A 24,538-nucleotide genomic window follows, 5' to 3' on the forward strand; every position below is an offset into this window, starting at 1 on the left:
CCCTCGTCGGCCTTCAGCGGCGGGTGGCGGCGGCGTACGTGATGCCCGCCAGGGCGACCGCGACACCAGCGGCGGGGTGGATCACCATGATCCCCGCACCGACCACCGCGCCGAGCTGGCCCACGGCCGCCTGCCGGCCGCGGGTGCCGGCGGTGCGCGCGGGAAGCACCCACGGGGCGAGCGCGGCGACCAGCGGCATCAACCAGGCGGCGGTCGGCAGGCCGGTGCGGTCCCCGGCGTCCCACAGCGCGCGCAGGCCCACCAGCGCGAGCCAGGCCTCGGACACGACGACGCCCAGCAGCGCGACGACCGGGTCGCGCAGGGCGCGCGGGCTCACCGGTACTCGCCCGCTGCCTGTTCGGCGGAGCGGGCGATGTTGGTGCGGTGGCGTACGCGGTTGGTGGCCACCGTCAGCGCCGCGGACGCCTGCCGGGCCGCGCGGCGTGCCGCGGCCAGCTCCTCGTCGCTGGCCTGGCCCTTGGCGTGACGGCCGGTGACGAGCTGGAAATCGCGGGTGGCCTGGTCGCGGGCGGTGCGGGCCGCCGAGAACTCCTGCTCGGCCTGAGCGAGCTGGCGGGCGAAGCTCTCGGCGCGGGCGAGGGCGGTGGCCTGCTCGCTGGCGCCGGCGGGCAGCGTACGCCGGAACACGACCTCCATGGCACGGGCCTCGTTGGTCTGCTCGCGCACCTCGGCCGGGCGGTCGTCGCGCCCGCCACCACTGCGGCGGCGCAGGCGACCCGCGTCGACGTCGAACGCGGCCTGGGTGCCCGACTGCTCGCCGCGCTCGCGGTCGCGGTCGGCTTCGGACGGGCGGCCGACGCCCGGGTTGGTTCGGAAGTAGTTGTAGTTGGTCGCGTTGACCTGCACCTGCGGCTGCTGGGGCTCCTTCGTCTGCGCCTCCTGGGCGGCGACGAGTCGTTCGGCGGCGCCTTCGCGGGCCATGCGGCGGTCGGTGCGCATGGGCGACCCCAGCGCGGTGGGACGGCCCGTCGGGCGGGCGCGCTCGTCGACGCCCAGCGAGCGCACGACTTCTTCGCGCAGGCGGGCGCGGGCCCGGTCGTCGGGCGGCGTACCGTGCTCGGCCACCCAGCGCTCCTCCGCCTCGGCGAGCGCGGCACTGATCTTGGCGTCGGCCTTCTTGCGCGTGGGGGCGTTGAGGTTGCGCGCCATCGGGCCGACGCGCTGGACGCCCGGCGCCCGGGCGGTCCCGTACGCCAGGGCTCCCGCCCCGGCGGCGGCCGCGGCAGTGGCGGCCCGGTTGACCACACTGATCGTCGATGACGACTCGCCGGCGGTGGCCTCGCCCGAGGTGGTCGACGTGGCCGTGGCGCGCGCGTCGGCGTGGTCGCCGCGGAAGAACTGGACGATCTTCCACAGCGCGATCAGCATGATCGCGAGCAGCGCAGACTTCATGCCCATGCCGATCGCCGGCACCTTCAGGGCAGCGCTCACCATGAGCATCGCGAACGTCTGGCCGAGCTGGAACACGAAGCTCAGCAGCAGCGCCTTGAGCCACGTCTGGAGCCACGAGCGGAAGATCCGCTGCGTGGGCGGGAACAGCCCCAGCAGGGCGATCACCGGCAGAAAGAAGAACAGCACGACGAGCACGACGTTCCACAGCAGGAGCAGGCCCGAGGTCACCAGCAGGAACGAGCCCACCAGCACCGACAGCAGCAGTGACGACAGGGCGAGCGAGATGCGCTCACCGGCGTTGGCGCCCGACCACGTCGGGTACTGGTCGTGGTACTGCGCCCACATGATCTCGCGCACGACGTTCCACTGGCCCTGGCGCTGGTCGACCTTGTCGTTGGCGGCGTCGGTCGGCGTGCCCGGTGGGCGGGCGCCGTACGCCTGCTCCGACGCGGTGCGCCCCTGCGCCCACAGCTGGACCAGGCGCATGTCGGTGCGGGCCTGCCGGTCGGGCGCGATCATCTTGTTCGCGCCGTCCTTGAACCGCTTCACGTTGTCGGTCCTGTACGGCATCGGCTGGTCGAGCCGCGAGCCGAACTGGCCGATCGCCCACGGCTCCAGCACGACGTTCTGGTAGACGAGGCAGTCGAACGTACGGCGGGCGTCGCGCCCGGTCGTCGAGCACCACGGCGAGGTCTCGCGCGGCAGGACCAAGCTCGACAGCTCGCCGGAGCCGCTGTTGATCGTGTCGAGCGCCGACGTGGTCAGCCAGTAGTAGTTGGGCCGCTGCTGGGCGTCACGGGTCGACGGGATCACCAGGAACGTGCCGATGACCATGAACACGCCCACGCCGAGCAGGGCACGCAGAGTCTCGCGCTGCTGGCTCTGGCCGCGGAACCCGCCCTGGAACGCGATGAGCGCGCCGGTCAGCATCACCATCACCGTCGACATCGCCAGGAACAGTCCGGTCGACACCCGGTTGACCGGGGCGACGGCCCCGTCCAGCAGGCCGACGACCAGCTGGGGGTTGGCGGCGAGCTGGCGGAACGAGATCGCCCCGGCGGTGATGAGCTTCGCGAGGTCGAAGATCGAGTTCGCCACGGTGTTCAGTGTCGGTGCCAGGTAGGCGCACGAGTATTCGGTCTTCGGCTCGAAGCCGGCGAACTCCTCCTGCTGGTAGACCTTCGTGTAGGACCACGTCAGGCCGGACATGCCCATGGCCTCGTAGAGCGTGAACTCCGGGCGCGGGCGCCCGGCGGCTGCGTCCCAGACCTGGGTGTTGCCCTTCGGCGGCAGCAGCTGGCCGACGGCCATCAGCGACGCGGCGTCCTGGGTGTAGGGCTGGTGGGAGCCGAACGTCGGCAGCGTCGCACACTCCGGCGGCTCGGCCGCGCGTGACGTGCCCGTCGGCGTCAGCGCCACCGCCACGATCATCGTGAGCAGCAGTCCGAGCAGGACGCGTACGCGGCGCGGGACTGCGCGGCGGGGGAGCGCAGACTCCTCGTCTGGGCCGTGGGCGGCCGCGCTGGGGGAGCGGAAGGGGCTCCCGTCTCCGAAAGCGCGGAGGAAGGTCCTCATCAGACCGCCCCCGGCGTACCCGCGGGCGCGACGTTGACCGCCGGCTCCGGCGCGTCGGCGATCGACTCGGCCTCGGTGATGGCCGACTCGCGGTCGTCGTTGGTGATGAACTCCCACTCCCACGGGTCGGGGGAGATGGGGTGGCGCTGCGATGCGGCGCGCGTGGCCGGGTTGGTGTCGGACGCGCGCAGCAGCTCCTTGAACAGAAGGTCGATGTCGGTGAGCGCGACGTGGAAGTCCATGTCGCGGAACAGGCAGCGGCCGGTCTCGAGGTGGCCGCCCATGCCCATCGGCAGCAGCGCGCGCGAGACGACCTCGGCGTTGTTGCGGGTCAGCAGCGGGGCAACCGACTTGGCGTCCTCGTCCGAGCGCTGCAGGAACGCGAACACCGACTGGACCTGGTTGGCCGACGGGCCGTCCGAGTCGCGAGTCGCCGACTCGATCTGGCCCAGGCGCTTGGCGAGCTGGTCGATCAGCACGGTGATCAGGCCGTACGAGCGGCCCTGTGCCAGCGTCGTCAGCAGCAGGTCGCGGCCACCCTTGGTCGAGGTCACCAGGTAGGACTCGTCGACGAACAGCATCTTCGGCTGGATGTCGCCGGTCTTGCCGGTCACCGGGTTCACGGTGACCCGGTTGTCGAGCATCTGGGCGGCGAACTTCACCAGCACGTACATGATCGCCGCGGCCAGGCGCTCCTCCTTCGACCAGGAGTCCTCGCTGGTCGTGGAGTTCGGCACCTTCATGCCGCGCAGCGTGAAGACCGTACGCCGCTTGCGGAGGCGGGCGAACCCGTGGGGCTGCTCGGCGAACGCGAGGCTCGCGTACGGCAGCGACAACAGCTGGCGCAGCTGGACCGCGGCGCGACCGAGCTCGCGCTTCATCTCGAACGGCACGTCGGGCATGGCCTCGACGCGGGCGGCCTCCTCGCCGACGACCTGCACGACCTCCCACAGCGTGGGGCGCGGGACGTCGCGGGCGACGCGCTCGGTGAGCTCGCCGACGCGGTGCTCGGGCACGGGCTCGGCGGCCATGGCGTTGCGGACGGCGGTGTTGATGCGGTATTGGTAGCGCTGCTTGACGGTGTCGATCGCGGGCACGATCACGTCGTCGTATTTTTCGCGGACCTTCTGGCCCAGGAACATCGTGAGCATCTCGTCGGCCAGCAGTGCGCCCGCCTCGACGGAGTTCTCGACCTGCCACGGGTCGAGCACGCCGGGCAGCGACGCGACGATGTCGATGACCTCGGTGTCGGCCCAGAACTCCGGGTTGACGGGCTGGAATCGCGACCCCGGGGTACCCAGCGTGCCGCGCGCGGCCTCCTCCTGGAAGGCCGGGTTGTTCACCTGCGGGCCGAACGCGAAGTAGTAGCAGAACTGGGCGAAGTCGACCTTCGGGTCGAGCACGACGGTCTGGACGCCCGACTCCGAGGCCTGGAAGAACATCAGCAGGGCCAGCGACGACTTGCCGCCGCCCGAGCCGCCGACGATGAACACGCCGCCGCCGGAGTTGCGCGCCACCCCCGAGTGCGGCGAGTGGAACACCGGCACGCCCTGCGACTCGCCGATGTAGTTGCCCATCCAGCCGAGCGAGGCGCCGTCGGCCGCACGTGCCTGGCGGTCGCCGATGACGACACCCGCGCGGGGGAAGCCGATGCCGAAGTGCTCCGGGTCGGTCAGGCGCACGTACGGCACCGACACGAGCTGGGGGCCGGTGCCGGGCAGGAACGAAGCCAGCATGCGCCACTGATAGCGCGACGGCCGCACGAGGATCGCATCGCCCAGCGCGTTCTTGGTGTTGATGATGAGCGCCTCGACGCGGGCGTTGAGCTCCTCCAGCGTCGGCGCCGACACCTGCACCATGATCTGGCCCAGCACGCCTGGTTTGGGCGTCTGGCGGGCACGGTTGACGGCGTCCTCGGCGCGCACCTGGTCGTCGGCCACGAGCACGTCGGTCACGTGGCCGCCCGTCGCGGCCCCCATGTTCTTGAGCTCGCTGCGCAGGTTGTTGTTGATCTTCTCGAGCTGTTCGCGGAACTTGCGCGGCGGCAGCAGCTCCATGCGGTAGGACACCTCGACGCCCTCGTTGGCGAAGTGGCGGATCCATGCGTGACCGGAGTTCGTCGCCGTCTCCTCGGGCCACTCGGCCACAGCCAGGCACGCCGTGTAGGAGTGGAGCTCGTCGGTGTCGTCGCTGCGGTCGGCCTCGGTCACGTTCTCGTTGAGCGAGGTGATGTGGAGGTATTGCCGCTTGTTCTCGGCGGTGAAGTCGACCCACAGCGCGAACTCGCCCTCGCCCCACGGCTTGGTCTGGGGGAAGTCGTGCATCGCCGGGGCGAAATGCCCGGCCAGCGGCTTGCGGATCAGCCACATGCGGTCGGCGCGCGTGATCGGCTCGACCGGGCCCAGGCTGGTCACGTTGCGCAGCACCCGCTGGGCCATGACCTCCCAGCGCGCCGCCAGGTCGGGCGGGATGAACTCGTCGTGGCCGCCCATCAGCGCGGCGTTGGCCGACTGCTTGATCTCGGCCAGGGCGCTGGTCGACAGCGTGTCGATCTGGATCAGCAGGTAGGCCACGGGGCGCACCGTCTTGGTGTGGCGCAGGAAGAAGGCGGTCGCGTCGACGTAGGAGCGGTAGAGCTTCGACGGGTTCCACGCGTTCTTGATGAGCTGGCGCTTCCACGCGTCGACGTCGAAAGGCTGGTGGGTCAGGCGGTAGTGGACCTGGACCGGCTCGGCTTCGCCGGCGGTGTGCACGAGCGCCTGCGTCGCCTGGTAGGCCAGCGACTCGACGTCGTCGGCGCTCATGTACATGTCGCCCACCGGCTCCAGCTTCAGCCCTGTCCACACCGTGTTCTGGTGGACGAACACCGAGCCCGCGTCGTAGCGGTAGCCCAGACGCAGGTCCTCGTTGCGCTCCTTGCGGCCTGAGCCGTCGGCACGTACGTCGGCGACGGGGCGGCGGGTGCCGCTGCGTACGGCCGCCCAGACCACGCCGATCGCCACGAACAGGGCGACGACGAGCAGGACGATCAGGATGGTGCTCATCACGGGCGCTCTTGCCCGCCCTCGGTCGCGAACCAGCGCCGGATCAGGTGACGGGCGAAGGTGTTGTGGGTCTCGACCCACTCGGGGCTCGTCGGCTCCCACACGATGGCGCGCCAGTGGATGTGATCGGGCTCGGCGTCACGCGAGAACCCGGAGATGCGTCGCGGCTGCGCGAACAGGTAGTCGAACAGGACGGCCGTACGCTGGCCCAGCGTCATGCGGTCGGGCGACTCGCGACCGGCGACCGCGTACCCGATGAGGGCGGCCACCATCCCGACGACCAGTCCGCCGACCCCGAGCCACACGTTGTCGGTCAACTGGGCGAGCAGGCCACCGAACCCGACGAGCACGATGAAGCCCACACCGGCCACGGCGGCACGCACCGTGGACAGACCGCCGGGGATGGCGATGCCGCCGAACTCCCAGAGCTTGTTCTCACGCTGCTTCAGGCGTGTGTAGTCGGACGAGCGCATGATCGATCCAGCCGCGCCCGTCAGAGGCTCTTGGCGATTGCCTGGATGGCGCCCACGAGGATCCCGGCCGCGCCGATGAGCATCAGGCCGAGGAAGATCATGCCGGCGCCGGAGAGGATCTCGCGGAGGCCGCCGCCCTTGTGGAACGTGAGGATCGCCTTGATGCCGAGGCAGATGAACGCCAGCGTGGCGATGATGCCGCCGAGGGCTGCGATCTGGCTGGCCAGTGCGCGGAGGATCTCTTCCATGGCTCAGGTTCCTATCGGGGCGTTCGGGAGGGTTTGGGGGACTTCGTCGGCTGTGGCGCGTTCGTCGGCACCTCGGCCACACCGCCCTGGGCGTCCTTGACGAACCACTTGCCACCGCTGCGCTGGATCACGACGCGGTAGCTCGACGCCTGCAGACCGCCGATCGGCAGCGTGCCGGTCGTGGTCACGACCACGTCGACCATCTCGCCGTCGGCGTACGACACCTTCTCGCCGGGGCGGGAGTCCTTGCGCGGGTGGGCGAGGACGTCGGTGACCATGACGTCCTTGACGGTGCCGCCCAGCCCGGACGATGCGCCCTCGGTGGGGTCGTCGGCGAGGAACTGCTGCAGCGACGGCGTCGAGCCCGCCCAGGCGGTCATGAACTGGGGCAGGAACTCGCCGCGCAGGCTCGCGGCCAGGTCGGGGTCGGCGACGCGGTTGGTGCCCTCGCCGGACGGGATGCCGTAGCCGCCAGACGGGCCGACGCCGATATGGCCGACGACGGCCGGTCCGAAGCCCTGAGCCGGGTCGTCGAGGTAGACGGGCACGACGTAGGTCGTCGGCGTACGGTCCAGGTCGACGAGGAAGCTGAGGTAGCGACCCTTCGGGATGCCCGGCATCTCCTCGACCCGGCCGGTGAACACGGGGGTCGCGACCGTGCGGGGCTTCTGGTCGGCTCCGCTGGTCGCGCGGCACGCCTCGTCGAAGGCACCCACGTTCATCGCCTGGAGCTGGTTCATGCGCGACTCCTCGGCGCGGTCGTCACCGCGGTGACGGGTGAGGCAGGCGCGCAGGTACTGGGCACCGAACGCCTGGCCGGCGGCGGTGTTCCACGTCTCCCCGGTGGTCGTGGTCCCGCGGTCGTCCCCGGTCGCGTTGCGGGAGGCGAGGACCGCCATGAATCCGCCGGTGGCCGCGAGCCCGGCGAGGCCGAGCACGAGGGCGGCGACGGCCAGGCCACGTGCGGTGGCCGCCTTCTTCCGGGCGTCGGACAGGCTGCGTCCCGGGAGGGGCACCTCGAGGGTCTCGCCGTCGGCGCGTACGCGGTGTTTCCGCCCGCCACCGGGCTGCTCCGGGTATTGCGCCAGCAGCTCCTCCATCTCGGCGCGCGCCGGTGGCGGCACGGCGGCCGCGGCGGCGGGAGGGGCGGACGCGGAGGCCTGCGAGCCGGCCGACAGCTGCGACGAGGCCGACATGTGGCGGGCCGCGGAGGCCTGCGAGGCGGCGGACGCCGACGACCCCGCGTACGCGCCGTGGGCCGGCATCGCGGGCTCGGCCGGACGGTCGGTCTTGGCCCAAACCGACTCGTCGGTCCTGCGGACCTGGCGGGCGGGCGCGTCCAACTGGGAGGGGGCGGTGCCCCGGGGTCGTGCCGGCTCACCCGCCCCGCGCAGGTTGCGGCGCAGGAGGGTGTTGTCGTCGGCGTCGGAGCGATCGCCAGCACCCGAGGGCCCGAACGCGGGCCTCGAGAACTGTCGGGGACGATCGCTCATCGCTCAGCTTCCACAGGTGGGGGGACAGGTGGGCGTCGGAGATTCTTGCGAATCCCGGGGTCACTGTAGCCCCCGGATCGGTCCGCCTCAGTCGTCGAGGTCGGCGTCGACCGGCAGGGCGCCCTTCTTGTCCTTGCGGGCGTTCCAGTACTCGAACACCATCGGCAGGATCGACACGGCCACGATCAGCAGCGCCATGTACTCGAGGTTGTGCTGGATGAAGGGGATCTGGCCCAGGAAGTAGCCGATGACGGTGATCGACCAGACCCACAGCACGCCGCCGATGGCGGTGAACTCGATGAACTTGCGGAAGTTCATGTGGGAGACGCCGGCCACCAGGGTCACGAACGTGCGGACCATCGGCACGAAGCGGGCCAGGATCAGGGCGCGCGAGCCGTACTTCTCGAAGAACTCGTGGGTCTTGTCGACGTAGACCGGGTCGAAGACCTTGCCCATCAGGCCGGCGCGCGGCTTGAACAGCGGCGGGCCGATGAGCCGGCCCAAGTAGTAGCCCGCGACGTTGCCGAGGATCGCGCAGATGGTCAGGACGATGCAGGAGAAGATCAGCGTCAGCGGCTTCGATTCGAAGTAGTGAATCGCAGCCGCGCCGCCGGACAGGCCGCCGGCGCAGAACATGCCGACGGTGAACAGCAGCGAGTCACCCGGCAGCAGCGAGAACAGCCCGCACTCGGCGAAGACGATGAACGCCACGACCCACAGGGCCCACGGCCCGGCGCTGGAGATGATCTTCTCGGGGTCGAGCCAGTCTGGCAGCAGCATCGGCACCATGGAGATGTCGAGGCCCGTCAGGGCAGGGGCGAGTACGTCGATCAGCAGAGGGAGCACGCAGCGAGGGTACCTTTTGCCCTGATGAATTCCGAACAGGCGGAGGGGCACGGCTCGCCGCGTCTTCCCGGCGTCGGCCCCCACCCGCAGCCGTGGCCCGACGATCCCCGTCTCGACCCCGAGCTGCTCGCGGCGGGGGACCGGCGCAACGTTGAGGACCGTTTCCGCTACTGGAGCGTCGAGGCGGTCGTCGCCGAGCTCGACCGCACCCGGCGTCCTCTGCGCATCGCCATCGAGAACTGGGAGCACGACTTCAACATCGGCTCGATCGTGCGCACCGCCAACGCGTTCAACGTCAGCGGCGTCCACATCATCGGCCGACGGCGCTGGAACCGGCGCGGGGCGATGGTCACCGACCGCTACCTCCACGTCCACCACCACCCCGACGCTGACGACTTCCTTGCGGCGATGGCCGAGCAGGCGTACGCGGTCGTGGGCGTCGACAACGTGCCGGGCTCCGTCCCCCTGGAGACCGCGACGTTGCCCGAGCGGGCCTGTCTGGTCTTCGGGTCGGAGGGGCCCGGGCTGACGCCCGGCCTCGCCGAGCGCTGCGTACAGGTCGTCGCCATCACCCAGCACGGCTCGACCCGCTCCATCAACGCGGGCGCCGCGGCGGCCATCACCATCTACGCCTGGGCTCTGCAGCACCCGGCACCCGGTCAGCGGTGAGTCTCCTCACATTCGCGCCAGACCAGTGGCCACGCTGGTCCCATCTGGTATTTACTGGTCTGGAATGGTCAGGATCCATCCAGTCGACCTGAATGGGAGCCGCAGTGGAATCATCCCCCGCCGCCGCGATTCTCGACGACCGCAAGGTGCCCGCGACCAAGCGTGTGCAGGTGCGCCAGCGTCTCGAGCAGATGATCGCCACCGAGCACCGTCCCGGTGACGCCATCGCCTCCGAGCGCGAGCTCGTCCGGCTGCTCGGCGTCTCGCGCGTCACCGTCCGCCAGGCAATCGCCGACCTCGTCGAGACCGGGCGCCTCGAACGCGTCCACGGCAAGGGAACCTATGTCATGGGGCCGCGCATCTCGACCCGGCTCCACCTCATGTCCTTCTCACGCGAGATGCGCGCCCGTGGGCTCGTCCCCGAGACCCAGGTCCTGGACGCCTGCGAGGTCAACGCCGACGACGACGTCGCCACCCGGCTGGCGATCCTGCCCGGGGCGCCCGTCGTCCGCGTCGAGCGCCTCAGGCTGGCCGACGGGACGCCGATGGCCCTAGAGGTCGGCTTCTATCCGTCGGCGCTGTTCCCTGGCCTGCTCGACCACGAGCTCGGGTCGCTGTACGAGCTGTTCGCCAAGACCTATGGGGTCGTGGTGAGCGCCGGCGGCCAGGTCATCCGGGCCGAGTCGGCCGACGCGGCCCAAGCCCACGTGCTGGGCATCGCCCGGCGCGCGCCGCTGCTCGTCCAGGAGCGCGTCACCTACTTCGGCGACCGACAGCCCATGGAGTTCGCCGTGTCCGCCTACCGTGGCGACCGCTACAACATCCACATGGACCTCACCCCGACCGGGACCACCGACCGTTCCTGACGGCCAGGTCGCGTCGGCCGCAGGCGGACGGGGCCCGGGTACGCTGTCCGCGTGATGCCGACGACCCCGATCGCCTACGACCCGTCCGTGGTCGAGGAGCGCCTGTCGAACCAGCGCCGGCGGATCATTGGCTCGGCGGCCGGCATCCTGACCCCGCTGGTGATCGGCGCACTGATGACGGGTTACTTCTTCACGCTCGGACGCGGCCAGATGCCTGACGGCGCGCTGGAGTCGCTGTGGACCATCGCCGGGATCGGCAGCGCCATCTCGGTGCTCCTCACCATCGCGTACGCGCTGTGGCGCTGGCGCACAACGAGGCTGCGCGTCGCGCCCGGGCTGGCGATGCAGCTGTCGCCCCTCGGCATCGAGGTCGAACAGGCCCAGATCCCCTGGTCGGCGGTGACCCGCATGGACACAGTCTGGAGCCGAACCGGCGAGGGGCACCTCCTGCGCATCAGCCACACCGGCGGGCCGCCGGTGGAGCTACCGTTCGAGTCGCTGGGCATCAAGCCGGGCTCGCTCGACTCCGCCGTCCGCGCCTACTCCGACGGTCGCGTCTCGATCGACCTGTCCGCCTTCGGCGCCTGACCCCGCACGCAGGGGGTGCCCCGGATACGCCGGAGTGCGGGTGGAAGGATGGGCGTCGAGGACTTGGAGTCGAGAGAAAGAGCAATCCATGCCTATTGCAACCCCTGAGGTCTATGCCGAGATGCTGGACAAGGCGAAGGAGGGTTCCTTCGCCTACCCGGCGATCAACGTGTCGTCGTCGCAGACGCTGAACGCCGCGCTGGCCGGTTTCGCCGAGGCGGGCTCCGACGGCATCATCCAGGTCTCGACCGGTGGCGCCGAATACCTGTCGGGCCCGACCGTCAAGGACATGGTCTCCGGTGCGACAGCGCTGGCGGAGTACGCGCACATCGTGGCCGAGAAGTACCCGGTCAACATCGCGCTCCACACCGACCACTGCCCCAAGGACAAGCTCGACGGCTACGTACGCCCGCTGTTGGCCATCTCGGCCGAGCGTGTGAAGAACGGCCAGAACCCGCTGTTCCAGTCCCACATGTGGGACGGCTCGGCCGTGCCGCTCGACGAGAACCTCGAGATCGGAAAGGAGCTGCTCGCGCTGGCCAAGACCGCGAACATCATCCTCGAGGTCGAGATCGGCGTCGTCGGCGGCGAGGAGGACGGTGTCGCCAACGAGATCAACGAGAAGCTCTACACCACGGTCGAGGACGGCATGAAGACGGCCGAGGCCCTCGGTCTGGGCGAGAACGGCCGCTACATGGCTGCCTTGACCTTCGGCAATGTCCACGGTGTCTACAAGCCGGGTGCCGTGAAGCTGCGTCCGGAGGTCCTCAAGGAGATCCAGACCGCCGTGGGCGAGAAGTACGGCAAGGGTGACAAGCCGTTCGACCTGGTCTTCCACGGCGGTTCGGGCTCGACCGCCCAGGAGATCTCCGACGCGGTCGACTACGGCGTCGTCAAGATGAACATCGACACCGACACCCAGTACGCCTTCACGCGACCCGTCGTCACGCACATGATGCAGAACTACGACGGCGTGCTGAAGATCGACGGCGAGGTCGGCAACAAGAAGATGTACGATCCGCGCTCGTGGGGCAAGGCCGCCGAGAAGGGCATGGCCACCCGCGTCGTCGAGGCCTGCCAGGCGCTGCGCTCCGCCGGCACCCACTGACGGTACGCACGACGCGAGAGCCGCCCCGGTCCGCACGGACCGGGGCGGCTCTCCTTCCCCGGGAGAGCGCGAGGCCCCGATCGTGGATCGGGGCCTCGTGGTTGCGTCGGTCGACGAGAGTGATCATCACCGACCATCGCCTTCTGCGGAAGTCGTTGGTGCCGCTCAGGCATGGCCCATCTTACGTCGGGTCGGGACCGGGATCGCGGGTTCACAGAGAATCCTTAGGTGAGAGCTTTCCCATGGTCAGGTGACGATCGTGCATACGCGTCGGTAACCCCTGATCAGCCGCGGTTGCGCTCGCGCTGCACCGCCGACGGCACCCGGCCGTTGCGGTTCGCGGGTGTCCACCCCTCGGTACGCACCCACTCCGAGCCGCAGCCCGCGCACGCGAACAGCGGCAGCCCGTCGCGGTCGTCGCCGGTGTCGCGCCACGCGCAGCGGTCCTGGCACGGGTTCGAGGTGAGGCTCATCGCGCCATGGTGCCATGACTCACCGAGGGGACAGCCGGCCGACTCGCCCCCGCGCCCGTCCCCCGCACCGACGTGCGCGGGACGTGCCGTCTCTGCCCGCGGATGTCGTTCTCCCGCAGATGTCGGGGGCTCCGGTTAGGCTGGCGACGTGAGCGACGACGTGAAGACCCACCAGAACCTGCTGGCCACGCACGGGACGGCCCCCGAGACGAAGCTGCCGGAGGACCCGGCCGCCGCCGAGATCGCCGACCACGGCCGCGAGCGCTTCGTCGAGATCGTCACCAGCCACCCCGAGTCGAGCCTGTGCTGGGCCTTGCTCGCCGAGGGCGCGCTCAACGTCGACACCCCCGACGCGGCCGTGATGGCCTACGCGTACGCCCGCACCGGCTACCACCGTGGCCTCGACGCGCTGCGCCGCGCCGGCTGGAAGGGTCAGGGCCCGGTGCCGTGGGAGCACGGCCCCAACCGCGGCTTCCTGCGCTGCGTGTGGGCGCTCGCCCACGCCGCCCACCGCATCGGCGAGACGGCCGAGTTCGAGCGCTGCTCCCAGCTTCTGCGCGACTCCAGCGAGACCGCGTACGCCGAGCTCACCGCCCTGCGACCCGTGGCCAAGGGCGGCGCCGAGGAGTGAATCCGGTAGGGTGAAGCGTCAAGAGGTCCTTGGCGGAAGCACCCGTCCCGGGACCTTCTGCTTTGTGGAACGACATGTTCCCGGTTTGATCAGGGGAGGCTGAGAATGCCCGGCATCATCGTGGTCGGCGCCCAGTGGGGCGACGAGGGCAAGGGCAAGGCGACGGACCAGATCGGCGATCGCGTCGACTACTGCGTCCGCTTCTCCGGCGGCAACAACGCCGGACATACGCTGGTGGTCAATGGCGAGAAGTACGCGATGCACCTGCTGCCCAGCGGCCTGCTCCAGCCCAACACCACCCCGGTCATCGGCAACGGCGTGGTCGTCGATCTAGAGGTGCTCTTCCAGGAGATCACCGACCTCGAGGCCCGCGGCGTACCCGTCGACAACCTCAAGATCAGCTCGAACGCCCACATCATCGCGCCCTACCACCGCACGATCGACAAGGTGACCGAGCGCTTCCTCGGCAAGCGCCGAATCGGCACGACCGGTCGCGGGGTCGGCCCGGCATACAGCGACAAGGTCAACCGCATGGGTCTGCGCATCCAGGACCTGTTCGACGAGACCATCCTGCGCCAGAAGGTCGAGGCGGCCCTCGACCAGAAGAACCAGCTCCTCATCAAGGTCTACAACCGTCGCGCCGAAGACCCGCAGGCCATCGCCGACGAGCTGCTGTCGTACGCCGACCGCGTCCGCCCGATGGTCGTCGACGCCGGTCGCCTCCTCAATGACGCGCTCGACGAGGGCAACGTCGTGCTCTTCGAGGGCGCTCAGGCCCACCACCTCGACGTCGACCACGGCACCTACCCCTACGTGACGTCGTCCAACCCGACCGCGGGCGGCGCCTGCACCGGCACGGGCGTCGGCCCCACACGCATCGATCGTGTCGTCGGCATCGCCAAGGCCTACACCACGCGTGTCGGCGAGGGGCCGTTCCCGACGGAGCTGTTCGACGCCGACGGCGACCGGTTGCGCGCTCAGGGCGGCGAGTTCGGCGTCACGACCGGCCGTCCGCGCCGCTGCGGCTGGTTCGACGCCCTCGTCGTCGAGCAGGCCGCCAAGTTCAACGGCTGCACCGACATCTTCCTCACCAAGCTCGACATCCTGTCGGGCTGGGACAAGATCCCGGTCTGCGTCGCCTACGACGTCAACGGCGTACGCCACGACCACATGCCGACCAACCAGTCCGAGTTCCACGACGCCAAGCCCATCTTCGAGGAGCTCGACGGCTGGCAGGAGGACATCTCCGGCTGCCGCGAGTTCTCCGACCTGCCCCAGAAGGCCCAGGACTACGTCCACCGCCTCGAGGAACTCATCGGCTGCCGCATCTCCGGCATCGGCGTCGGCCCCGGCCGCGAGCAGTCGGTCATGGTCCGCAGCCTTCTTGACTGATTGATCGCGTTACAACAGGCCGAAAACTTCACAACAGGTCATGCAACGCCTGTTGTGGAGTTTTCGGCCTGTTGTGTGCTCGCGTGAGGGTCCGCGTACGCTCGCGCGCGTTTGGCACAGGCCCGACGGAGTGGCGCGACGCCACTAAGGTGGGGCCTATGACGACTGAGGCTCCGCGTGGCATGAAGGTTCTTGTGATCGGCTCGGGCGGCCGCGAGCACGCGCTCGCGTACTCGCTGTCCGAGGATCCCGGTGTGAGCGAGGTGTTCGTGGCCCCGGGCAACCCCGGCATGGCACGCGTCGCCGAGCTGCACCCCGTCGACCCGCTCGACGGTGACGCCGTGACCGCGCTCGCCAAGGAGCTGGAGGTCGACCTCGTCGTCATCGGCCCGGAGGCCCCGCTCGTCGGCGGCGTCGCCGACACCGTGCGCGCTGCGGGCATCTCCTGCTTCGGCCCGTCGAAGGAGGCCGCACAGATCGAGGGCTCCAAGGCGTTCGCCAAGGAGATCATGGCGGCCGCCGGCGTCCCCACCGCCCAGTCGCGCGTGTGCACCACGCCCGAGGAGGCCTCCGCCGCGCTCGACGAGTTCGGCGCCCCCTACGTCGTCAAGGACGATGGCCTCGCCGCCGGCAAGGGCGTTGTCGTCACCGCGGACCGCGACGAGGCCCTCGCCCACGCCGCGCAGTGCGAGCGCGTCGTCATCGAGGAATACCTCGACGGCCCCGAGGTCTCCCTGTTCGCCATCACCGACGGCAAGACCGTCCGTGCGTTCCAACCCGCCCAGGACTACAAGCGCGTCGGCGACACCGACAACGGCCCCAACACCGGCGGCATGGGCGCGTACACGCCGCTGCCGTGGGCTCCCGACGACCTGTCCGACCAGGTCGTCGAGAAGATCGCCCAGCCCGTCGTCGACGAGATGAACAAGCGCGACATCCCCTTCACCGGCCTCCTGTACGCCGGCCTCGCCCTGACCTCCAAGGGCGTGAAGGTCATCGAGTTCAACGCTCGCTTCGGCGACCCCGAGACACAAGCCCTGCTGCTCATGCTCGAGACGCCGCTCGGACGAGTGCTGAAGGCCGCCGCCGACGGGAATCTCGACGAGGAGCCGCCGCTGAAGTTCCACCCGGGCGCCGCCGTCGCCGTCGTCATGTGCGCCGACGGCTACCCCGGTGAGTACAAGACCGGCACCAAGATCGCCGAGAACCAGTTCCGCTCGGGCAACATCCGCTTCATCCACTCGGGCACCGCCCGCGACGAGATGGGCAACCTCGTCATCGGCGGCGGCCGCGTGCTCACTGTCGTCGGCCGCGGCCACAACCTGAAGTTCGCCCGCAACATGGTGTACGCCGCCATCAGCTCGATCTTCATGCGCGACGTGTTCTGGCGCACCGACATCGCCAAGGACGCCACCGAGGGCACCATGGCGTGGCAGGTGCCGGCGGGGGGCCTGTTCCAGTGACGATCCCCAACGTCCTCGCGACGCGCTACGCGTCGAAGGCGATGCAGGACATCTGGTCGCCCGAGAACAAGATCGTCGCCGAGCGCCAGCTCTGGCTCGCCGTCATGGCCGCCCAGCGCGACCTGGGCGTCGACTTCGGCGGCGACGACCCCGACGCAGTGATCTCCGCGTACGAGGCCGTCATCGACCAGGTCGACCTGGCCTCGATCGCCGACCGCGAGCGCGTCACCAAGCACGACGTGAAGGCCCGCATCGAGGAATTCAACGCCTTGGCCGGCCACGAGCACATCCACAAGGGCATGACGTCGCGCGACCTCACCGAGAACGTGGAGCAGTTTCAAGTGCGCCAGTCGCTCGAGCTCGTGCGTGACCGCATGGTGACCGTGCTCGTCGGCCTCACGCGCATCGCCGCCGACCACGCCGCGCTGGCGATGGCCGGACGCTCCCACAACGTCGCCGCCCAGATCACGACGCTCGGCAAGCGGTTCGCCACGGCGACCGACGAGCTGCTCGTGGCCCACCGCCGCGTCGATGAGCTCATCGCCCGCTACCCGATGCGCGGCATCAAGGGCCCGGTCGGCACGTCTCAGGACATGCTCGACCTGCTCGGCGGCGACGAGGAGAAGCTCGCCGAGCTCGAGCAGCGAATCGGCGACCACCTCGGCTTCGCCAACGTGCTCACCTCGACCGGTCAGGTCTACCCGCGCTCGCTCGACTACGACGTCGTCACCGCGCTGGCCCAGGTCGTCGCCGCCCCGTCGAACGTGGCCACGTCGATCCGCCTCATGGCCGGCCACGAGCTCGTCACCGAGGGCTTCCAGAAGGGCCAGGTCGGCTCGTCGGCGATGCCCCACAAGATGAACACCCGCTCGTGCGAGCGCGTCAACGGCTTCGCCGTCATCGTGCGCGGGTACGTGTCCATGATCGGCGAGCTCGCGGGTGACCAGTGGAACGAGGGTGACGTGTCGTGCTCGGTCGTACGCCGGGTCGCGCTGCCCGACGCGTTCTACGCCGTCGACGGGCTGTTCGAGACGTTCCTGACGGTCCTGCAGAACTTCGGCGCGTTCCCGGCCGTCGTGGAGACCGAGCTGCGCCGCTACCTGCCGTTCCTGACGACCACGAAGGTCCTCATGGCCGCCGTCCGCAACGGTGTCGGCCGCGAGGAGGCCCACGAGGCGATCAAGGAGCATGCGGTCGCCGTCGCGCTGGAGATGCGCGAGACCGGGCGCACGGACAACGACCTGCTCGACCGCCTGGCCGGCGACTCCCGCCTGGGCCTGACGAAGGACCAGCTCGACTCCCTGCTGGCCGAGCCGATCGAGCTCACCGGGGCGGCGCGTACGCAGGTCGAGCGCCTCGTCGCGCGCGTCCAAGAGCTCGCCGAGGCTCATCCCCGGGCGGCTGCGTACACCGTCGGCTCGGTGCTCTGACGGCGCGAGAAGAACCCTTCCCCGACGCGATGTGGGCCCTCGCCAGCCCGGTGAGGTCGCCTGCACCGGTGGGCGAGACAGGACGGGCAGCGCTTTGGCGGCGATGGCCATGCTCGTGGCCGGGCCGTCGGGCATGGGCCTGAGGTCAGGCGGTCAGTCCTCGTCGCGAGGTACGCGGACCAGGATGCCGCCGGGGTCGACCTCGGCGCGGAAGGCGGTCACCACGCCGAAGTGGTCGCCGTCGAGCTCGATGTCGTGCGTATCACTCAGCACGGCATCCATGCGGCGGCACTGCTGGTAGCTCAGCGTACGGACCTGGGTGCCGGGGATCTTCACCCCCGCGTCGGCGCGCTTGAGGATCGCGTTCTCGACCAACACCTTCCATGCGATCTGCAGCCAACCCGCAGGGCCCTCCGGTTTGAGGGCGACCACGTCGAGGAAACCGTCGTCGACCGCCGCATCGGGCAGCAGCAGGATGTTGCCCTGCAACGACCCGCAGTTGCCGATCATGATGGTGTGGACGCGCGCGCGACGGGGAGGGTCGTCGTCGAGCCGGTAGCGCAGGCGCATGCGGTGGGCCTCTTTGAGGGAGGTCGCGATCGACTTCACGTAGGCGAGGGCGCCGATCCTGTCCTTGAGCTCCTCGTCGGAGTTCGCGATCATCTGCGCGTCGAGGCCGAGGCCGGCCATCACGAGGAACGCGTGCTGTTCCTGGCGGCCACCGGGGCGTACGAGCGTGGCGAGGCCGAGGTCGACGGGCCGGTCGGTGCCCGAGAAGATCGTCTCGACCGAGTGTTCCATGTCGTCGAGGGTGAGGTGGAGGTTGCGGGCGAGCAGGTTGCCCGTCCCGGCAGGCAGCAGGGCCAGGCGTACGCCGCTGTCGCGCAGGCCCTCGGCCACCGCACGAACGGTGCCGTCACCACCCGCGGCCACGACGACGTCCGCGCCGCGCTCGACGGCCTCGCGGGCCATGCCCGCACCTGGGTCCTCCTCGGAGGTCTCGAGCCACAGGCTCGGCTCCCAGCCGTGCTCCTTCTCGGCCTGCGCCACGACGGCGCGCAGCCGTTCGAGGTCGACCTTGACGGGGTTGTATGCGATGGCGGCGAGAGACATGTCTCCATTGTCCTCACCCGCGCGCCTGTGGGCGAGTCAGGCCCATCCGCCCCACAGCGCCTCGAGGGGAGCGCCGGGGCAGCGGCGTACGCCCCGCTGGGCGGCCGCGACCCGCGGCGCGGTGGTCTGGTCGCGGGCGAGGTCGCGCGTGTGCCGCACCCGCGCCACGACCTCGCCGTCGGCCATCAGGTCGGCCGGGCCGTCCGAGACGACCGCGGCGAGGGGCTGGTCGAGGAGCACGGGGGTGAGTACGTCGACCCGGTGCCGAGAGCGCTGCAGGACCCGCGACGGCGGGCGGCCCGTGTGGAGCCGCGGGTCCCTACCGAGCCCGGCCGGGAGGTCCCCGAGGTCGGCACACCACACCGCGGCGTCGCTGCCCCGCAGCAACGACGAGGCGGTGGCGGCCAGCTGGCCGGGGTCGGGTCGGCCGTGGAGCGTCACGGTCGTCTCGGGGACCTCCCAGACCAGACCGTCGCCCCGGGCGTACGGATCGGTCAGCACGTGCGCCAGTCGCAACGTCTCGGCGTCCTTGGCCAGGCGCGCGTCGTCGCCGCGGCCCGCGAAGTCGGGGCCATCGTGCCACGCCACGGCCGCCGGGACGTGGCGGAGGTCACCGCCGGCCAGCCAGCAGCGGTGGGCCAAGTCCCAGTCCTCGCCACCGTAACCGACGAAACCAGGGTCGAAGCCGCCGGCCCGGGCGTACAGCTCCCGTGGCAACGCCATCACTGCGCTGATGACGAACCGGTAGGACCGGTCGTCGGCGTCGCGCAGGTCGTCGGACGCGGCGTACGCGTCGGTGAGCCACGCGGGCTCGGGCAGCTCGGTGGGGGCCGGGGCACCTCCCCCCAACCAGGCGCGCAGCCGGTCGGGCGTCCAGCCCCCGAGGTCGGCGTGGCGTCGCCGGCCCACCGCCAGGGTGCCGCGCGGCCCCTGCCCCAGCACGGGCAGGAGGTGCTCGAGATAGGCGGGCTCGGGCACGGTGTCGCCGTCGAGGAAGACCAGCAGCCCGGCGTCGGTCGCCGAGGCCCCCAGGTGGCGCGCCGCGGACGCCCGAAAGCCCTCGTCGGCCTGTCGCACCACCCGCACCGGGTAGGGGCGGTCGCCGGTGTGCGGGGGCTCCGGCGAGCCGTCGTCGGCGACGACGACCTCGAAGTCGCGGCGGGTCTGCAGGTCGAGGCCCGCCAGCACCAGGTCGAGCCGGGCCTGGTCGCGGTAGTGGGGAACCACCACGGCGGCGGTGGTCATCGGTGCCACCCGGCCAGCACGTCCCGGTAGGCCGCGCCGGCCTCGGCGAGGGGCGGGGCGAGGCGTACATCTGGGGCCAGCCACGTCCCTGCGGGGTCGGCCAGCGCCTGCGCGCACGCGGTCGCCAGGTCGTCGTAGATCCACAGCGCGCCCGGGCACCGGCGCTCCAGCTCCTCGGCGTACCGGCTGCGGGGCACCAGGGGGCGGCGCCCGGCGGCCAGCCACGTGTTGATCGATCCCGACGCCGACAGGTGGGCGTGCGGGGCGACGGGCACCGCAGCGGCGCCGAGCTGGCGCGGCAGATCGGCGTCGGGCACCCAGCCGGTGACCGCGAAGCGCCGGTCCAGCACGGCGGCCCGCGCGGCGAGGTCGTCGACGAGGTTGTCGTGGCCGGGGGACGGGCGCCCCAGCGCGAGGAGGCCGACCTCCGGCGGCAGGCTCGCCAGTGCCTCCAGGGCCTCGGCGTGGCCCTTGCCGGGATACAGGAAGCCCAGCAGGACCAGGTCGGGTGAAATGCCGGGCGCGTCGGCCGGGGGTTCGGCGGTGACCCCCTCGGTGATCGCCAGCGGCACGACGACCCGTGGGCGCCTCGGGGCCGTCCCGGCCCGCGCCAGGGCGTCGTCCAGCAGCGCCGACTCGTGCTCGCTGCTGACGATCACCCCGCGCGCCGCCGCCACGACTCGGGCATAAGCCGCCGCCCGCCGCGGGAAGCCGGTCTCGCCGTCGGAGGGCTGCGGCACGTCGTGAAGGGTCACGGTCGTCGCCACGGCGCCGGCGAGCGCCTCCAACGCCGCCGCCGCCGCATCCGCGGTCCGCCCGAACAGGCGATCGGTGAAGTGGACGTGGAGGCCGCCGGTGGTGTCGGTGTCGCATACGGCGCCCACCAGGTCGGCGCCGATCCCGTCGGCGAGCCTCACCCGCGGTGCCTGGCGCAGGGCATCGGTCGTCAGCAGGTCGAGTGCGCACCGGGTCACCCCGTGCTCCGGCGGCCCGACCACGAGGTGGGTCGTCACAGCCATCCCAGCTCCCGGGCGGTGGTCGCGTGCCGTTGCAGGGCCAGGTCGACGATGTCGGGGTGGGCGCGCAGCCACTCCCGCTGCACCGAGGAGACCTCCGCGTCGCTGACCTCCCGGCCGCGGTGGGTCCACCCGGGCCGCGGTACGGCCGTGAGACCCAACGCATCCACCACCTCTCCATACAGCGGGGCGAAGAGCTCAGACAGCAGCACCCGCTCGGGTGCACAGGCGTCCTCGACGAGCCCCAGCGCGGCCTGAACGCGCCGCGCCAGCCCCACCAGCAGCGTGTTGCCGGGGTGGTTGACGACGTGGCAGGCGTCGGCACCCGCCGCCGCCAACAGGTCCGACACCACGAGGGTCCCCGCCACCCGCTCTCGGCGGGCCAGCTCCGCGACCGAGGCGGCCGCGACGGCTCGAATCCCGTCCGGGCTGGCCGGCGCGGCCGGACGGGTGCCCGTCGCGACCTCGAGCACCGTCCGCAGGTCGTGGTAGGGGACGCCGGGCGGGTCGCCGGACTCCGGCGTACGCACCAGGACCTGCCACGGGTAAAGCCCGGCGTAGAAGCACACCGGAACCCGCACCACGCGGGCGCCGGGGCGCAGGCGGCGCACGACCTCCTCGGTGCCCAGCGGCAGGCCGGCGTACCCGGCACGGACCGGCTGTGTGACAAGCACGTCGATGCGCTCCAGCAGTGCGTCGAGGTGGGTCAGGTCGGCGGCGGTGAGCTCGAAGACCGGGGGGATCCGCACCGTCCGCAGGGGCGATGACGGGGCCCCGTCCAGCAGAACCCGCAGGGCTTCGGCCTGGCAGTTCCCCAGGACGACACACAGCGGCCGGTCGTCGTCGACGACCGCGTCGAGGCCGTAGAAGTGCCCGTAGTGACGGACCCTGCCGTCGGCCGCGTCGCGCGGCAGCGCCTGCTGTGTCATGCGACGGATGGTAGGCCTGCAGACGCGCGCGACATCCCTCGGGGCGCCCCAGGTGGTTAAATCTCGTTGTGAGCACCTACGCCAGCCTCGGCCTGCCCCTGATCCACGCCGGAAAGGTGCGCGAGCTGTACGCCCTGCCCGACGGCGGCGGCAGGGTTCGCGACGACGCCATGCTGATGGTCGCCACCGACAACATCTCCGCGTACGACTGGGTGCTCGACAGCCAGATCCCCGACAAGGGCAAGATCCTCGCCCAGATGTCGCTGTGGTGGTTCGACCAGCTCGCCGATGTCGTGCCGAACCACGTGCTGTCGACCGACGTCCCCACGCTCGTCGAGGGCCGCGCCATCGTGTGCGAGAAGCTCGACATGATTCCCGTCGAGTGCGTGGCGCGCGGCTACCTGACCGGCTCCGGCTGGGTCGAGTACCAGCAGTCGCGCTCGGTGTGCGGCGTACCGCTGCCCGAGGGCCTCACCGACGGCGCCCGCCTGCCCGAGCCGATCTTCACCCCGGCCACCAAGGCCGAGCTCGGAGAGCACGACGAGAACGTCGACTTCGACACCGTCGTCGCGACCATCGGCCAGGACCTGGCCGAGCGCGTGCGCGACCTCACCCTGCAGGTGTACGCCACCGCGGAGAAGATCGCCCGCGAGCGCGGCATCATCCTGGCCGACACCAAGCTGGAGTTCGGCGTACGCGCCGACGGCACCGTGGTGCTGGCCGACGAGGTGCTGACGCCCGACTCGTCGCGCTTCTGGGAGGCCGCGACCTGGCCCGACTCGCTCGACTCGTTCGACAAGCAGTTCGTCCGAAACTGGCTGACGCGCGAGTCCGGGTGGGACAAGGCGGCGGAGACCGCGCCGCCCGCGCTGCCCGCCGAGGTCGTGGAGGCGACGCGGGCACGCTACGTGGACGCGTACGAGCGCCTGACTGGCCGCACCTTCGTCGCCTGACCTGCCGTGGCCCAGTCCGCGTCCTAGGATGCCGCCCATGACGAACTCGGGCGGCTGGCACAGCGGCGGTTACGGACAGGGCGGCTACGGACAGGGCGGCTACGGACAGGGCGGCTACGGTCAGGGCGGCGCCGGTCAGGGTGGCTGGGGTGCCCAGGGATCCTCCGGCGGCGGCTGGCCGCAGCAGCCCGCCCCGGGCGGCTCCGGTCAGGGCGGCTGGGGCCAGCAGCCCCAGCAGGGCTGGCCCAACCAGGGTCAGCAGCAGGCCTGGGGTCAGCAGGGGGCACAGGGCTGGCAGCCGTCCGGCGGCGGTTCGGGCTGGCCGCCCGCGGGCAGTGGCTCCGGAAACGGGCCCGGCGGCGGTGGGCTCGGCTCCGAACCCCCCAGGAAGTCCGCGGCGGGACCGGCCCTGATCATCGGAGTCGGGGTGCTGGTGCTCGTGCTCGTCGGCGTCCTCGCCTACTCGCTGCTCAACCCGAAGGAGGACGGCCCCGTCGCGCCACCACCCACGACCACGACGCAGCCGACCCCCTCGCCGACGGCCTCCCCGAAGCCGAGCGCGAGCCCCACCCCGTCGGGCGACGGGGGCTCGAGCTGTCCGACCCGTGCCGTCGCCGCCAAGAGCCCCGGCTGGCAGTCGCTGGGCAGCGTGAAGGACTCCGCCGCGATCGATCTGCCCCCCGACTGGAAGCAGAACAACGGCGTCATCTGGGGTTTCGAGGGCGACAACAACGAGATCGTGCTCGCCCACTGCGCCGGCGTCTACCTGCAGGGCACGTGCGGCAAGCAGTTCACCGACCGCGGCCGGGTCGGCTTCATCACCATCGGCTCGAAGTCCAACCCGAACGACAACGTCGACGAGGCCATCCGCCGCTGGGGCCGGCTGGCCCAGTTCGACACCAAGACCAAGACCCAGCACCCCGTCCCCGAGCCCACCCGGCGCACCGTGCAGATCAACGGCGGTGCCGCGGAGGCCGACGTCGCCAACGTCACCTTCGACGTCGCCGTCCCCGACGAAGACTGCCCGGCCCCGCGCTACAGCATCACGATCGCCACCGCACCCATGTCGGCCAACCAGAAGGCGATGCTCGTCATCACCCGCCACATCGGCATCGACCAGGAGATGCCCGCATCGATGGAGGATCAGATCATCGGCTCGTGGCGACCGCTGTGAGCTGCTTCGGCCACGAGATGCGCCGAACACGTTAGGATCGCGGCATGGCCCGTGTCGTCGTAGAAGTCATGCCCAAGCCCGAGATCCTCGACCCCCAGGGGAAGGCCGTGACCGGCGCTCTCGAGCGCCTCGGTTTCGCCGGGCTCCAGGTCCGACAGGGCAAGCGATTCGAGATCGAGATCGACGGCAAGATCGACGACGCCGCCGTCGCGAAGGTGCGCGAGGCCGCCGAGAAGCTGCTGTGCAACACCGTGATCGAGAACTTCGAGGTCCACGTCGAGGACCAGGCCGTCGCCGAGAAGGCCGAGGCGGTCACGGCCCCGCGTCCCGGCATCGAGCCGACGAAGGCCCAGCCCACCCAGCCGGTGAAGGCCGCCCCCGCCGGGGCCCAGCCGG

At 70.9% G+C, this 24,538-nt stretch carries 21 protein-coding genes and 2 pseudogenes; 11 read left to right on the forward strand and 12 right to left on the reverse strand.

The features are described from left to right. Positions 1 to 13: 13 nt before the first annotated feature. The 7 genes from ACYVGD_RS03950 to ACYVGD_RS03980 all read right to left on the reverse strand — a co-directional run bounded on the left by ACYVGD_RS03950 (position 14) and on the right by ACYVGD_RS03980 (position 9,056). Positions 14 to 337: a hypothetical protein gene (locus ACYVGD_RS03950; RefSeq protein ID WP_460741686.1), complete on the reverse strand. Its 324-nt coding sequence runs from the start codon at positions 335 to 337 to the stop codon at positions 14 to 16. Further along, complete coding sequence (locus ACYVGD_RS03955) at positions 334 to 2,988, reverse strand: type IV secretion system protein (RefSeq protein WP_460741687.1); 2,655 nt, start codon at positions 2,986 to 2,988, stop codon at positions 334 to 336. The genes ACYVGD_RS03950 and ACYVGD_RS03955 overlap by 4 nt, the downstream gene beginning before the upstream one ends. Further along, on the reverse strand, positions 2,988 to 6,032 hold the full coding sequence (locus ACYVGD_RS03960; RefSeq protein ID WP_460741688.1) for an ATP-binding protein: 3,045 nt from the start codon (positions 6,030 to 6,032) through the stop codon (positions 2,988 to 2,990). Before ACYVGD_RS03960 ends, ACYVGD_RS03955 begins: the two co-directional genes overlap by 1 nt. Next, the gene (locus tag ACYVGD_RS03965) at positions 6,032 to 6,505 is read right to left on the reverse strand and encodes a hypothetical protein (protein WP_460741689.1); all 474 of its coding nucleotides are present in this window, start codon (positions 6,503 to 6,505) and stop codon (positions 6,032 to 6,034) included. Before ACYVGD_RS03965 ends, ACYVGD_RS03960 begins: the two co-directional genes overlap by 1 nt. A gap of 20 nt (positions 6,506 to 6,525) precedes the next feature. Continuing rightward, a complete protein-coding gene (locus tag ACYVGD_RS03970; protein ID WP_460741690.1) occupies positions 6,526 to 6,753 on the reverse strand; it encodes a hypothetical protein in 228 nt (75 codons plus the stop codon). Positions 6,754 to 6,764: 11 nt separating this feature from the next. Continuing rightward, a complete protein-coding gene (locus ACYVGD_RS03975; RefSeq protein ID WP_460741691.1) occupies positions 6,765 to 8,246 on the reverse strand; it encodes a hypothetical protein in 1,482 nt (493 codons plus the stop codon). Positions 8,247 to 8,333: 87 nt separating this feature from the next. Continuing rightward, positions 8,334 to 9,056 (reverse strand): DedA family protein, encoded by a 723-nt coding sequence (locus ACYVGD_RS03980; RefSeq protein ID WP_460741755.1) that lies wholly within the window; start codon positions 9,054 to 9,056, stop codon positions 8,334 to 8,336. A 60-nt stretch (positions 9,057 to 9,116) separates the two neighbouring features. On the opposite strand from ACYVGD_RS03980, the gene ACYVGD_RS03985 reads away from it, so the two are divergent. The 4 genes from ACYVGD_RS03985 to fbaA all read left to right on the forward strand — a co-directional run bounded on the left by ACYVGD_RS03985 (position 9,117) and on the right by fbaA (position 12,323). Beyond that, on the forward strand, positions 9,117 to 9,761 hold the full coding sequence (locus ACYVGD_RS03985) for a TrmH family RNA methyltransferase (RefSeq protein WP_460741692.1): 645 nt from the start codon (positions 9,117 to 9,119) through the stop codon (positions 9,759 to 9,761). A 104-nt stretch (positions 9,762 to 9,865) separates the two neighbouring features. Further along, positions 9,866 to 10,627 carry a GntR family transcriptional regulator gene (locus ACYVGD_RS03990; protein ID WP_460741693.1) on the forward strand — a complete coding sequence of 254 codons (762 nt, stop codon included), beginning with the start codon at positions 9,866 to 9,868 and terminating at the stop codon, positions 10,625 to 10,627. A gap of 51 nt (positions 10,628 to 10,678) precedes the next feature. Next, the gene (locus tag ACYVGD_RS03995) at positions 10,679 to 11,215 is read left to right on the forward strand and encodes a hypothetical protein (protein ID WP_460741694.1); all 537 of its coding nucleotides are present in this window, start codon (positions 10,679 to 10,681) and stop codon (positions 11,213 to 11,215) included. Positions 11,216 to 11,303: 88 nt separating this feature from the next. Next, a complete protein-coding gene (gene fbaA, locus ACYVGD_RS04000; protein WP_460741695.1) occupies positions 11,304 to 12,323 on the forward strand; it encodes a class II fructose-bisphosphate aldolase in 1,020 nt (339 codons plus the stop codon). Between the two features lie 284 nt (positions 12,324 to 12,607). Here the strand turns inward: fbaA and ACYVGD_RS04005 are convergent, their stop codons facing one another. Further along, complete coding sequence (locus tag ACYVGD_RS04005) at positions 12,608 to 12,796, reverse strand: hypothetical protein (protein WP_460741696.1); 189 nt, start codon at positions 12,794 to 12,796, stop codon at positions 12,608 to 12,610. Positions 12,797 to 12,944: 148 nt separating this feature from the next. Between ACYVGD_RS04005 and ACYVGD_RS04010 the strand changes: the two genes are divergently transcribed. From ACYVGD_RS04010 to purB, 4 genes are all read left to right on the forward strand, one after another. Continuing rightward, positions 12,945 to 13,427: a DUF3151 domain-containing protein gene (locus ACYVGD_RS04010; protein WP_460741697.1), complete on the forward strand. Its 483-nt coding sequence runs from the start codon at positions 12,945 to 12,947 to the stop codon at positions 13,425 to 13,427. 105 nt (positions 13,428 to 13,532) lie between these two features. Beyond that, on the forward strand, positions 13,533 to 14,819 hold the full coding sequence (locus ACYVGD_RS04015) for an adenylosuccinate synthase (RefSeq protein ID WP_460741698.1): 1,287 nt from the start codon (positions 13,533 to 13,535) through the stop codon (positions 14,817 to 14,819). Positions 14,820 to 15,001: 182 nt separating this feature from the next. Further along, positions 15,002 to 16,282 carry a phosphoribosylamine--glycine ligase gene (purD, locus tag ACYVGD_RS04020; protein WP_460741756.1) on the forward strand — a complete coding sequence of 427 codons (1,281 nt, stop codon included), beginning with the start codon at positions 15,002 to 15,004 and terminating at the stop codon, positions 16,280 to 16,282. Next, positions 16,279 to 17,712, forward strand: coding sequence for an adenylosuccinate lyase (gene purB / locus ACYVGD_RS04025; protein ID WP_460741699.1), 1,434 nt, complete (start codon positions 16,279 to 16,281; stop codon positions 17,710 to 17,712). Before purD ends, purB begins: the two co-directional genes overlap by 4 nt. A gap of 153 nt (positions 17,713 to 17,865) precedes the next feature. On the opposite strand, the gene ACYVGD_RS04030 is transcribed toward purB, so the two are convergent. From ACYVGD_RS04030 to ACYVGD_RS04045, 4 genes are read right to left on the reverse strand one after another with little or no spacing between them, the layout of a single operon-like run. Beyond that, positions 17,866 to 18,825 (reverse strand): diacylglycerol/lipid kinase family protein, encoded by a 960-nt coding sequence (locus tag ACYVGD_RS04030; protein WP_460741700.1) that lies wholly within the window; start codon positions 18,823 to 18,825, stop codon positions 17,866 to 17,868. 36 nt (positions 18,826 to 18,861) lie between these two features. Next, a complete protein-coding gene (locus tag ACYVGD_RS04035; RefSeq protein WP_460741701.1) occupies positions 18,862 to 20,070 on the reverse strand; it encodes a glycosyltransferase in 1,209 nt (402 codons plus the stop codon). Further along, the gene (locus ACYVGD_RS04040; protein ID WP_460741702.1) at positions 20,067 to 21,089 is read right to left on the reverse strand and encodes a hypothetical protein; all 1,023 of its coding nucleotides are present in this window, start codon (positions 21,087 to 21,089) and stop codon (positions 20,067 to 20,069) included. The genes ACYVGD_RS04035 and ACYVGD_RS04040 overlap by 4 nt, the downstream gene beginning before the upstream one ends. Further along, positions 21,080 to 22,015 (reverse strand): WcbI family polysaccharide biosynthesis putative acetyltransferase, encoded by a 936-nt coding sequence (locus ACYVGD_RS04045; RefSeq protein ID WP_460741703.1) that lies wholly within the window; start codon positions 22,013 to 22,015, stop codon positions 21,080 to 21,082. The genes ACYVGD_RS04040 and ACYVGD_RS04045 overlap by 10 nt, the downstream gene beginning before the upstream one ends. Before the next feature lie 68 nt (positions 22,016 to 22,083). On the opposite strand from ACYVGD_RS04045, the pseudogene ACYVGD_RS04050 reads away from it, so the two are divergent. From ACYVGD_RS04050 to purS, 3 genes and pseudogenes are all read left to right on the forward strand, one after another. Further along, positions 22,084 to 22,950 (forward strand): annotated as a pseudogene (locus ACYVGD_RS04050) (phosphoribosylaminoimidazolesuccinocarboxamide synthase); the annotation flags it as partial. A 55-nt stretch (positions 22,951 to 23,005) separates the two neighbouring features. After that, positions 23,006 to 24,142: a hypothetical protein gene (locus ACYVGD_RS04055; RefSeq protein WP_460741704.1), complete on the forward strand. Its 1,137-nt coding sequence runs from the start codon at positions 23,006 to 23,008 to the stop codon at positions 24,140 to 24,142. Between the two features lie 44 nt (positions 24,143 to 24,186). Beyond that, positions 24,187 to 24,426: pseudogene (purS, locus tag ACYVGD_RS04060) on the forward strand (phosphoribosylformylglycinamidine synthase subunit PurS); the annotation flags it as partial. Positions 24,427 to 24,538: the final 112 nt, after the last annotated feature.

Source organism: Mariniluteicoccus endophyticus (assembly GCF_054780035.1).